This window comes from Myxococcus sp. XM-1-1-1 (genome assembly GCF_020037095.1).
GTDB lineage: Bacteria > Myxococcota > Myxococcia > Myxococcales > Myxococcaceae > Myxococcus > Myxococcus fulvus.
In genome coordinates this window covers 168,744-180,033 of record NZ_JAIQDH010000004.1, presented here as the reverse complement: position 1 = coordinate 180,033, position 11,290 = coordinate 168,744, and the positions used below count along the sequence as shown (strand labels likewise).

The window sequence follows — 11,290 nt, the reverse complement described above, 5'->3', positions numbered from 1 at the left end:
GCGAGGGGGCTACAGCCAGTACATCTCGAAGCACGCGCCCACCGGGCCCGCGCCGCTGTCGGGCGCCATGGGCGAGCTCACCCACGCGCCGCCCACGCCGCACTGGCTCCACTGCTGGTTCGACGAGGACTGCACGCAGGTGCGCGCGGGCACCGAGCGGCCCAGCGTGGCGGAGGAGCACCACGGCCACGCCTGGGTGCAGTTGGTGGGACGCGTGGTGCTGCCCGCGGTGAAGACGCCGGAGACGCACTGGCGCCACATCGCATCGGACGAGCTCTGCACGCAGCCGAGCTCCGGCACCGTCGTGCCCGCCGTCTCCGACACGCAGCCCGTGGACGTCGGGGCCCCCCAGTTGAAGCCGCCATCCGCGTACCGGTGGTAGATGACCGACACCAGCGACGAGCCGCCCACCGTCGTGCGGCCACACTGCGTCGCGTACGCGCCCACCCAGGGCGTGTACGTGTAGAGCGCCGCGGTGGCCTTGTTGGTCGGCTTCACCGAGCACGGGTCCAACGTCGCCTTCGTCGTGCCCACCTTCCAGCCGGACACGGTGGCCCGCCCCGCGTCCAGGTCCGTGAAGTAGCCGCGCAGCTTCTTCGCCGAGCAATCAATCTGCTTGCCGAAGCCCACGTATTGCGCGTCACACCCGCTGCTGTCGGGACAACCACAGCCGGTCGCCTTGCTCAGGTTGTTGGAGGTGCCGCTCTGCACCAGGCTGGACTCCACCTGGATGCGCGCGAGCATGTACAGCGGGCTGATGCCGAACGCCTTGGAGCGCTCGACGATGAGCGCCGCCGCCGTCTTGTTGCTGAAGGCCGGGTCCCGATAGGTGGCCAGGTACGAGCCCTGCTGCGTCAGGAAGGCCTGCACCTGCTCGGTCGTAATCCACTGGTGGCCCAGGAGGTTGTCGTCCTCCAGCAGCCGGTGCATGTCGTACTTCACCGTGGCTCGCTGCAACACCTGTCCGGTCAGCTCGTCGACGAACTCGTCCTGCTCCTCTTCGACAGGGCCACAGCCAACCGCCAACAGCGCGGGCACCATGAGCCACCACAGTCGCGTCTTCATCACGGCCTCGAGGGGAGATGCGCCGTGCCCGCGAGTGAAGCGCTCGCCTCCCAGCGGGCCCGGCAGGGGGGGGAGCCTTCTCGTCTACCCGGCCCCTGCCTCACGTCTCAAGAATTTCTTGAATTGAAGGAATGACAGATTATTGGCGCCGAGCTGGATGGGCGCCCGGAGCGCGGGTGCTGTCCTGGAGTCCAGGGGACTTGAGGCTCACGCGGCGCGTCGGGCTAGCGTCCTAGGCGTATGCACATGCCCTGCTCGATGTGGCTGAAGCGTCTGGTGGTGGTCAGCGTGTCCCTCGCGGTGCTGGGCGGTTGCTCCAGCTCGGACGACGACGGCAAGACACCCGCGGCGGATGGCGGCACGAACACCCCGGACGGCGGAGGCACCGCCAGCGGTGACTGCCTGGGAGAGACGTTCCTGGAGTCGCTGGGCGAGGACCGGCTGCTGGTGGGCGCGCAGATGGAGGACGACACCGCGGCCAGCGCGCCGTTCGACGTGCACTACCTGTACATCGCCAGCGGGCTGGTGGACTCGAACAACGTGTGCACGTCGTGCACGTCGGGCTGCAACGCGGGCGGCGCGTCCTGCGCGAATGGCGCGTGCGCGTGGTGGGGCTGCTGGCAGGACCTGTCGCAGCCGCCGGGGGACTACATCCGCGGCTTCGTGTCGCGGGCGGCGGGGCGGCAGCAGCTCCCGTTCATCACGTACTACCAGCAGCTGCTGGGCAGCGTGGGGCCCTCGGGTGAGGGCGAGCAGCAGCTCACGGCGCTCAACGACGCGGCGGTGATGCGGCGCTACTTCGCGGACTATCGCTTCACGCTGCAGCAGGTGGGCAGCGCGCGCGCCCTGCTCCACCTGGAGCCGGACCTGTGGGGCTATCTCCAGTTCTTCTCCAACGGCAACCCGGACTCGGTGCCCGCGCAGGTCGCGAGCGCGAACAACACGGACTGCGCGGGCATGGCGAACACCGCGTCGGGCCTGAGCCGCTGCATGATTGCGATGGCGCGCAAGTACGCGCCGAACGCGAAGGTGAGCCTGCACGCGAGCCCCTGGTCGACGCGCGTCGACGTGTACCTCAACACCAACGCGTCCTTCGACATCGCGGGCGAGGCGCGCAAGGTGGCCGACTTCCTGTCGAAGCTGGGCGCGGCGGACACGGACTTCATCGTCGTGGAGGCGTCGGACCGCGACGCGGGCTTCTACGACAGCATCGGCGAGGAGACGTGGTGGGACGTGGACAACCGCAAGCTGCCCCACTTCCGTCAGGCCTTCACCTGGGCCGCCGCCATCTCCGAGCGGCTGGGCAAGCCGAACTTCTGGTGGCAGCTGCCGGTGGGCAACATGAGCCTGCCGAACAGCAACACGCGCTGGAAGGACAACCGCGTGGACTACTTCTTCTCGCACACCGCGGAGCTGGCCGCCGCGCACTCCGTGGGCTTCTCCTTCGGCGCGGGTGAGGGCCGACAGACGTCGCCGGAGACCGACAACGGAAACCTGGCCAGCCGCGTCCGCGCGTACAAGCAGGCCGGTGGACAGGTGCCTTGCGTGAAGTAGCCGTCCGGACGGAGGCGGGACCGCGGTGACTCGCGGTCCCGCTCAGAACAGGCGTGAGTAGGTGGGCCTCGCGTCCGGCCGCGGCGTCCATCGCCGGCCGTCGCGAGGAAGCCAGAGCAGGTGGAAGCGCTCCGCGGGCCCTTCGTAGCGCACCGGGTGCTCGCCGCGCTCGAGCACAAGCTCCGCCTGCGTCACCCGCTGGCCGTCGATGAACAGCGCGCCCGTCTCGAGCACGGACGCGGGCTCGACGAAGTAGCGACCCTGACGCACGGCGAGGAAGCGGTCCTCCAGCCTGTCCCCGTTCTTCACGTCGTACCGCTGGCCCCAGAGGAACAGGTCCCCGTCGTACGGCTGGTAGTGCGTGTCGAGGAACCCGCGCAGCCCGGGCGGCAACCCGGACGTCCGCAGGTCATCCACGCGCAGCACGCAGCCCTTCTCCACCAGCGCCTCGGGCACCTCGCGCGCCAGCTGGTCCGGGATGGCGCCGCGCAGGTACGCGTCCGTGTAGAAGTAGAAGTGCGCGTGCGGCCGGCTCACGTAGCCACCGGAGTTGTCGTAGGCCACGTCCTCGGGCCCCGTGAGCGTGGCGATGCGCCCCAGCACCTCCCGCTGTCTGGCATTGCCGTCCCCGTCGAGCAGGGACTCCAGTCGCCACACCTGCAGGCAGACCAGCGCTCCCAATGCCACACCCAGCGCCACCCTCGCGCGCACGTGCTCGACGAGGAAGCCCACCCCACGCGCCATGAACGGCGCGAGCACGCCCAGCCAGGGCAGCAGGCTGTACGGGAAGGGCGCGCGCTGGAGCGCGTACGAGCCGAACGTCGCCACCACCGCGAGCAGCAACGGCAGGTCCGCGTCCGCCCAGCGCTCGGGGCCGGTGCTCCACCACCGCCTCACCGTCGCCGCCACGCCCAGCCCCGCCAGGCCGAAGAGCCACGGCTGCTCACGCAAGACCGGCCCCAGGTAGTCCCACGGCGAGAAGCCGGGATAGTGACGCTGGTGCTCGGCGGCCCACACGAAGCACCATTGCCACCACGCGCTCCACGACGCCGTCGCCGTGAGGTACGCCGCCACCGCCGCGAGCCCCACGCCCGCGCCCGCCAGGAACATCCCCGGCTGCGTCACCAGCGCGGGTGCACGTCCGCGCCGAACCATCAGGTCCACCGCGAGCGCCGCGCCCACCACCCCGCCGAAGAACAGCACCTTCTGCGAGGCCCACAGCGCGGTCACGTACGCCAGCCCCGCCACGAAGCCTGGCCACCGCGTCCCCGGCCGCACCGACAGCGCCGCGAGCGCGCCCAGGAACAGCGCCGTGGACAGCGCATCCGGGCGAATCTCCGTGGCGAAGCGCGTGAAGGGCACGCACGAGAGCAGCAGCACCGGCCCCAGCCAGCGCACGGCCCGGCCCTCGCGCCGGTTCAGCACCGCCACCGCGACACAGCTCCCCAACAGCGGCACCAGCATGGCCGCGCGCAACGCGAGCACGCCCCTGGGCGAGTCCCCCAGCAGCCAGAACAGCGGCGCCAGCGCCTGGTACACGAGCGGGAAGTGCACCTCGAAGAAGTCCCGGTAAGGGACCTGCCCCTTCGAGACGAGCCACGCCGCATGGGCATACTGGAACTCGTCGATGCTGAAGGCCTTGTGCAAGGCCAGCCGCGCGGCCAGCACCCCCAACCCCAGGAGTCCCAGCCCAAGTCCCACGCGCGTCCACCGTGCGTCCGTCATCGGCCGCCCTCTTACCCCGGATCCCTCCCACCTCCTGGGGTGGTCCTGACCGCATGAACCGAGCATCAACTTTTGATAGTGGGGAACTATTTTGACCCAGTTGTGCATACCGCTCTTTCCGTGTATCTCGTCTTTACCCTGTGAGCTTCAAGGGGAGCGGGCCGCCCCCTCATCCCGTGACGACACCTCCAGGTCGGGGCGGCCCGCGTCATTTCGCAGAGGGGGAATCACCACATGTCTCAGCACCAGCCGTGGGGCGCCAGGCGCTCCGCGATTGCTCGTTCATGTCTTGGGGCCGTTGGAGCCGTGGCGTTGGTCTGGGGAGCCGTCGCGCCGGGGAGCGCGCAGGCCGCCCTCCAACTGCCCGGGCTGGACCTCACCGCGCACTGCGTGCAGCGCTACGGCTCGGGAGCCTTCGCCACGCTGACCGCGAACAATGCGTATGGCTGGTCCTGCTACAAGAATGGCCAGTACCTGGGAATGGACCTCAACCAGGCGTGCCAGACGCAGCACACGAATGGCTTCCAGGCCGCGTACCGCAACTTCAACGACGCCTATTCCTGGTACTGCCAGCTCCGCGCGAACTACACGTCGCAGCAGGGGCTGACGCACTCGCTCTATGTCTGGAAGGGGCAGTACGTCGCCCTGCGCACGCCGGACATCACCACCTGCGCGAGCTCGACGAAGGAAATCACCGCGCAGATGGCCCTGCTGGTGGATGGGTTCGACCGGGGCTACACCTTCTACAAGGACGTCACGGGCGCTCAGCCCTCGCTCTTCCGCAACTACTACGGCTTGAACAGCATGGCCGTGCTGCCCTCGGGGTACGCGACGGGCTGCGGCAGCTCCACGGACCCGGCCTGCGGTGAGCGCGGCCGGACGGGCATCGAGTTCCGCTACAACCTGTACCAGACGGACATCTGCGCGGAAGCCCTCGCCACGGTGGCGACGCTCAACAACACGGGATTCTACGAGCTGGGCCGCAACTTCTGGTTCTACGAGAACCAGCTCGCGTCCACCAACGGCAACTACGCCCACGCCATGGTGACGGGCTACGCGGTGCTGATGCGCTTCCTGTCCATGGACTATTACGCGCTGCCTGTCTCCACGGGGCACGCGAGCCTCTACAACAACGTGAAGAGCCTGGTGAACACGTACCGCATCGCCACGGCGCCGTGCACGACGCCGGGCGTCTCCGGCACGCGCGTCTCGCCGGGCAGCACGACGTGCTACCAGCATGACTGGGCGAATACGCTGCTCGTGAAGCAGGGCGTCGGCGGCCTGGACACGACGGACCTGTTCGCCTCCTTCGTGCTCCGCCTCAAGCACGTCCATGGCTGGCCCTTCATCTTCCAGCTCTGGCGCAAGGTGGGCGCCATCTCCGGCACGGCGACGAGCCCCTACACCTCGGCGGACAACTTCGTGCTCGCCGCCAGCCGCGCGGCCAACGTCAACCTGGCCGACGTGTTCGAGACCGCCTGGCGGTGGCCCGTGAGCATGTCCGTGCGCAACACGCTCCAGAGCGAACTCGGCAATCCGGTGAGCACCACGCCGTATCTGTGAACCCGGCCCGAGCCGGGCGGCGCGTCTCGCCACTCACCGGTCCAGTCGACGACGGGAGCGGGCGCGCGCGGCCTCCAGCGCCGAGTCCACGCCGCCCTCCCCTGATGGTTTCGCCCCGGAGGTGTCTGTCTTCGGCTCCGGGGTGCTCGAAGTGGACGTGGGCGACTCCAAGGCGCCCCGTGTGCTGTCGGGTGCGGGCATCGTCACGCCGGGAGCGGCCCCTCTCGGCGTGGCGGTGCCCCGTGAAGCCGCGGTGGCCACGCGCTGCCGGGGCGCGGAGAGCAAGCGCCTCACGGCCACCTCGGCGAGCAACACCAGCATCGCGAGCGACACCAACCACGGCGCCAGCGCGAGCTGGCCCTCGGACTCGGGGGCCTCGGCGAAGAGGCCCGTCATGGACAGTCGCTCCACGCCGCCTCCCACGGCGGCGAGGGCGCGCAGCAGCGCCAGACCCTCCTTCGGACTTCCTGGCTCGAACTCCGGAGCGTACGGCAGCGCGACGGGCGGTGCCCTCAAGGCGCGCGTGCCCACGCGGACCACCGGGTGCCATGTGCCGCTGCCTTCCAGTGGGAGCTCCGCCACCAGCCGGTCGTCGTCCTCCCAGCGCATGGGCACCTCCACCGGCTCCGACCTGCCATCGCCCGCGAGCAACATCATCGAGGGCAGCGTGCCGGGCAGCGGCGCCTCGGGAGGCAGGTCCAGAGTCACCCGCAGGAGGTGTCCGCGGCGCTCGGAGCGCACCACCGCCTCGCCCAGCGGAGACGAGCCCGCCAGCGTCCAGCGCACCATCGCCTCCAGCGTCGCGCGCAGCGAGGCCCACTGGCGCAGCTCTCCGGTGAACGGGCCGTCGACCTCGGCGGTGAAGGCCACGGTGCGGCCCGCGCCTCGGGGCCACATCGCGAGGACCGGGGCCGCGTGGGTGTCGAGCGTGCGCAGCGCCACGTTGGCTTGAGGGCGCAGGTACGTGAGGTTGTAGCCGCCCACCTGGGGCAGGCCCTCGGAGGGGAGCCGGCCCAGGAGCGGCAGGTCGGGCGCGGCCTCCATCGACACGGGCTCATCGATGAAGGTGGCCCGGGCGACCGCGAGCGTCTCCTGGCTGAAGATGCGCGGCAGGCTCATCGCGTCCTCGGCGAAGTAGATGCGCCCGCCGCCGCGCTGGGCGACTTCCATGAGGAGCTTGGCGTCGGAGTCCTTCGGTGTGCCCAGGCCGATGACCGACACCGTCACCGACTTGGATTGGAGCTCCTCGAGCGTGCGCCGGAAGTCGTCGGGCTCCTCGGAGTCGGCCGCGTCAGAGAAAAGCAGCACGTGGCGCGTGGCCTTGTCGCTCTGGAGGATTTGCTTGCGGCCGGAGCGCAGCGCCTCGCCCACGTAGATGCCGCCGCCTCCGCTGAAGCCCTGGGCGACCTTGTCGAAGGGCAGGCCCGCCTGGACCGAGCGCAGCGGGAAGATTTCGTGCGTCTCCGTGTCGATCATGTGCACGGAGGCCTCGTCCTGGGGGTTGAGCAGTGAGAGCGCGGCGACGACGCCCTCGGCGGCGACCTCCATCTTGGTGCGCCCGTCGGGCACGGTGACGCCCATGGAGCACGAGCAGTCCATCAGGATGCTGATGGCGATGGAGGCGCGGCGGACCTCCTCGCGCATCTCCAGCGATACGGGGAGCAGGGGCTCGATGGGCGAGCGACGGTAGCCGCCCTCGCCGAAGCTCTCGCGTCCGCCGGTCATCACGAGCCCGCCGCCGGCCTGCTCCACGTAGGACGCGAGCGCGTTGAGGCCCGGTTCGCCGAGCAGGTTCGCGTCCACGTTCTCGAGCACCACGCTGCCCACGCCGTCCAGGTCATCGAGGGACAGGCGGAAGGGGGCGCGGACATCGACGAGCAGGCCCGTGGCCTGGAGCGCCTGCGCGAGCGTGCCCTTGGGTTGGTGGGTGAGCAGCAGCACGCGGCCCGGGCCCTCGACGCGCAGCACCGCGAGGCCCTTGTCGTTCTCCACCACGCCGTCGCCGGGGACCTCCACGGTGAGCTGGTAGCGCGCGAGGCCGGGCTCCTCGATGAGGTCCCTGAGCGGCAGCACATTGGGGCCGGGCAGGAAGTCGAAGGGGCCCTTCACGAGCACGCGGCCGTTGCGCTCCAGGCGCACGGTGCCGGTGACGGCCGCCGAGGCGTACACCTGGGCGGAGAACTGGAAGGGCTCGCGCGCGGCCACGACGGTGGGCACGTTGAGCGAGACGACGGCGACGTCCAGCGCGGGCTCGGGCCGGGCGAGCTGTCGCCAGTCCACGGCGATGCCTCGGGCCGCGAGCCTGCGCGCCGCGCCTCGTGCATCCGTGCCGGTGGCGCGGCCGTCGGAGAGGACGAGCACGCGGCCGGTGCGCTCCTGCGGGATGAGGACATTGGCGGCGTCGAGCGCGGCGGAGAGGTCCGAAGCCTCGGCGTCCAACGGTCGGCTGAAGCCACCGAAGGCGCCGACCGAAGACAGGGGCTGTTCCACCCGGGCCTCGCGGCCGAAGGTGATGACGCCCACGCGGTCGCCGGGGCGCCGCTGGGATTCCAGGTGCGAGAGGAGCTCCTGGGCCGTGCGGTCCACGTCGCGAGGCATGGACGCGGAGCGGTCCACCACGACGACCACGTCACTGCCCGCGTCCTCGCGGCGGCAGCTCGGGCCGGACAGCGCGCCGACCACCAGCACGACCAACGTGGCGCGCAGCCACATCGGCGGACCGGGCCTGCGGCCGTACTTCCACAGGAAGAGGCCGAGCGGGATGAGCAGCATCCACGCCTGCGGGAGCGCGAAGGTCATGACACCCGCCTCGTGACGTAGAAGTCGCCCATCAGCGCGAGCAGGAGCAGCACCAGCGGCCAGCGCATCCGCTCGGAGGCCCCTGCTCCCTCTGCATCCTCGCCGGACTCACGCGGGGGGATGTCCACGCTGCCGCGTCCGCGCAGGTCCGACTCGCGCGCATCCATCGTCAGCACCACCGCGGCGTCGACGACTTCACCGTCGCGCTCCAGTTCGTAGCGTCCAGGCGAGGAAGGCGGAGGCAGGCTCACCGCGCCCGCGCCGAACACGGGATTCTCCCCCTCCGGCCCCACCAGCGTGTAGCGCTCGCCGGGCAGCGTCACCACCTGGAGCGGCTCGCCCAGCGAGAGCTGCCTTCGCGCGAAGCCCTCCCGCGAGCGACGCGCCTCGCGCACCACGTTGCCCAGCAACACCGGCCACGCGGACACACGCTGCACATTGGAGCGGGCCAGGTCGACGTTGAGGTGCACACGTCCGTCCTCTCCCTCCGACACCAGCACCGCTTCCCCCGCGGTGATGAGCGGACGTCCGGGCGGGTTCTCCCCCGCGGACCAACGCACACCCGCGAGCTGCACATCGTCGAGCAAGGGGTGCCCCTTCTCGGAGAAGAACGGACCCACGAAGGTCCGGGGCTTGCCCGTCGCCCCCACGGTCACCCGTGCATCCGTGCCTTGCGGACCGATGAGCAACACGTCCTCCGCCGCGGCCTCGCGCGACAGGTCCGGGATGGCCGAGACGAAGCGCTCCAGCGCGCCCCGCTCCAGCGGCCCCAGCCCCTGCGCCAGACGCACCGCGAGCGGCCGCGCCGACGACACGGGCAGCGTCGCCCGGTTGTCCTCCGGCAGTGCATCCGGAGCGATGAAGACGCTCACCTCGCCCGCGTCCTGGAACGTGACGCGCACCGTGGCTGTCTCCCCATCCTTGAACGACACCGTCTCCGCGCGCGACGTCCCCTGCTTCGCGCCCGCCCCAGGCTGCGCGGTCATCCGCACCGACACCGAGTCCGGCCCCACACCGAAGCGCGCCACCCGCAGCGTCACCGTCGACGCACCGCCTTCGTCCTTCCGCTGCGCGGAGACGAGCGCCACGTTGTCGCGCGCCGTGCCCAGCGCCGTCCACCGCACCGGCGCGGGCACCACGAGCCCCTCGGCCGGCGGCGCATCGGTGAAGAAGTCCACGTGCTTCCCCGGCCCCGCGAGTTCCTGTGCCCACAACAACGTGGGGATGGGGTCATGGTCCGCGCCCAGCGCATTGAAGGACTCCAGCGCGGCCAACGCCCGCGAAGGCTCCGCCTCCGGCCCCGCGAGCACTCGGGGCGTCATGCCCGTCGCCAGCACCGTCACCCGCGTGGCCTTCGCGGTCTCCACCCGACGCGCGGCCTCGCGGCGCACCAACTCCAGCACCGTCACGTTGTCCGGCCCCCGCGCGGACATGGACAGGCTCCCATCCACCACGAGCACCAGGTGTCGACTCCGAGCCGACTCACCCAGTCGCACGTCCGCCAGATACAGCGCCGCGGCGATGACCGCGAGCACCTCCAGCAGCAGCGACACCTCCCGCGTGAAGCGCTCCCAGCGAGGCCCCGCCTCGGCGCGAGGGCTCGGCGTGCGCCACAGGAACAGCGCGCTCACCACCACCGGCTTCTGCCGCCGCCGCAGGAAGTACGCCGCCACCAACGGCACCAGCGCGCCCAGGGCCAGCAAGCCCCACGGGAAGCCGAAGCTCACGCGCCACCTCCCGCCACGAAGAGCGGATGCAGCGGCCCCGCCACCAGCGCGGCCAGCGACTCCGTGGCTGGCGCCGTCACCAGCAGCCCACGCGCACGCAGCGCCGCGCCCCGCAGCAATCTCTGATGCTCCTCGAAGCGCCGCGCATATGCCGCCAGCACGTCCTCCGTCAGCAGCTCCTCCAACGCCGCGCCGCTCTCCGAGTCCACCAACCTGGCGCCCTCACCTCCCGAAGGCGAAAGGTCCTCCTCATCCAACACCTGCACCAGGAAGCACCCCGCCGCCCCACGCGACAGCCGGGACACCAGCGCGGGCAGGTCCGCCTCGAACAGGAAGTCACTCACCACCACGCGCAGCCCACAGGGCCGGGGCGGAGGCAGTCGCCCCAGCGCCGTCGCCAGGTCATCCCGCGCGTCGAACTCGAGCGCCCGCAGCACCGCCCGACACCCCGCCCCCTGCATCCGCTCCGCGCGGACCGCCGTGGTGAGCAGCGTCGGGCTCAACCCCTGCCGCGCCGCCACCTCGCACACCAGCAGCGCCAGCTCCCTCGCGCACGCGGCCTTGCGCGGCGACAGCGCCATGGAGCGAGAGCCATCCACCACCACCTCCACCCGGGGCGACACCTCGTCCTGCCGCACCCGGAGGATGAGCTCATCGGTCCGCGCCACCGCGTTCCAGTCGAGCTGCCGCAGGTCATCTCCCGGCTGGTACGCCCGGAAGTCATGCAGCTCCAGCGAGCTGCCCATCGACGACGCGCGCACCTCGCCCACCCGGCCCCGGTGCGGCCCTCGCGGCAGCGCCAGCGCGAGCCCCGGGGCCAGCCGCCCCACCGCCGCTTCGTCCATGGGAGCGGGCCC

Annotated in this window: 7 protein-coding genes; 2 read left to right on the top strand and 5 right to left on the bottom strand. The window is 71.0% G+C overall.

Annotated elements, in window-relative coordinates; translation table 11 throughout:
• Positions 1-9 precede the first annotated feature (9 nt).
• Positions 10-1,065 (bottom strand): hypothetical protein, encoded by a 1,056-nt coding sequence (locus K8640_RS11230; RefSeq protein WP_223747045.1) that lies wholly within the window; start codon positions 1,063-1,065, stop codon positions 10-12.
• 246 nt (positions 1,066-1,311) lie between these two features.
• Here K8640_RS11230 and K8640_RS11225 point away from each other — a divergent pair, with 246 nt between their 5' ends.
• Positions 1,312-2,619: a hypothetical protein gene (locus tag K8640_RS11225; protein WP_223747044.1), complete on the top strand. Its 1,308-nt coding sequence runs from the start codon at positions 1,312-1,314 to the stop codon at positions 2,617-2,619.
• A gap of 42 nt (positions 2,620-2,661) precedes the next feature.
• Here K8640_RS11225 and K8640_RS11220 read toward each other — a convergent pair whose 3' ends face one another.
• Positions 2,662-4,344 (bottom strand): hypothetical protein, encoded by a 1,683-nt coding sequence (locus K8640_RS11220; RefSeq protein ID WP_223747043.1) that lies wholly within the window; start codon positions 4,342-4,344, stop codon positions 2,662-2,664.
• A gap of 306 nt (positions 4,345-4,650) precedes the next feature.
• Between K8640_RS11220 and K8640_RS11215 the strand changes: the two genes are divergently transcribed.
• Positions 4,651-5,907 (top strand): calcium-binding protein, encoded by a 1,257-nt coding sequence (locus K8640_RS11215; protein ID WP_223747042.1) that lies wholly within the window; start codon positions 4,651-4,653, stop codon positions 5,905-5,907.
• 33 nt (positions 5,908-5,940) lie between these two features.
• Here the strand turns inward: K8640_RS11215 and K8640_RS11210 are convergent, their stop codons facing one another.
• Genes K8640_RS11210 through K8640_RS11200 form a run of 3 tightly spaced genes read right to left on the bottom strand, consistent with a single transcriptional unit; the run spans position 5,941 to position 11,278 of the window.
• Complete coding sequence (locus K8640_RS11210; protein WP_223747041.1) at positions 5,941-8,706, bottom strand: VWA domain-containing protein; 2,766 nt, start codon at positions 8,704-8,706, stop codon at positions 5,941-5,943.
• A complete protein-coding gene (locus K8640_RS11205; protein WP_223747040.1) occupies positions 8,703-10,433 on the bottom strand; it encodes a BatA and WFA domain-containing protein in 1,731 nt (576 codons plus the stop codon). The genes K8640_RS11210 and K8640_RS11205 overlap by 4 nt, the downstream gene beginning before the upstream one ends.
• A complete protein-coding gene (locus tag K8640_RS11200) occupies positions 10,430-11,278 on the bottom strand; it encodes a DUF58 domain-containing protein (RefSeq protein ID WP_223747039.1) in 849 nt (282 codons plus the stop codon). Before K8640_RS11200 ends, K8640_RS11205 begins: the two co-directional genes overlap by 4 nt.
• Positions 11,279-11,290: the final 12 nt, after the last annotated feature.

What these genes read in the sequence shown, in the direction of transcription:
- K8640_RS11230 (WP_223747045.1), bottom strand. Translation starts at nt 1,065, where the DNA reads ATGAAGACGCGACTGTGGTGGCTCATGGTGCCCGCGCTGTTGGCGGTT.
- K8640_RS11225 (WP_223747044.1), top strand. Translation starts at nt 1,312, where the DNA reads ATGCCCTGCTCGATGTGGCTGAAGCGTCTGGTGGTGGTCAGCGTGTCC.
- K8640_RS11220 (WP_223747043.1), bottom strand. Translation starts at nt 4,344, where the DNA reads ATGACGGACGCACGGTGGACGCGCGTGGGACTTGGGCTGGGACTCCTG.
- K8640_RS11210 (WP_223747041.1), bottom strand. Translation starts at nt 8,706, where the DNA reads ATGACCTTCGCGCTCCCGCAGGCGTGGATGCTGCTCATCCCGCTCGGC.
- K8640_RS11200 (WP_223747039.1), bottom strand. Translation starts at nt 11,278, where the DNA reads ATGGACGAAGCGGCGGTGGGGCGGCTGGCCCCGGGGCTCGCGCTGGCG.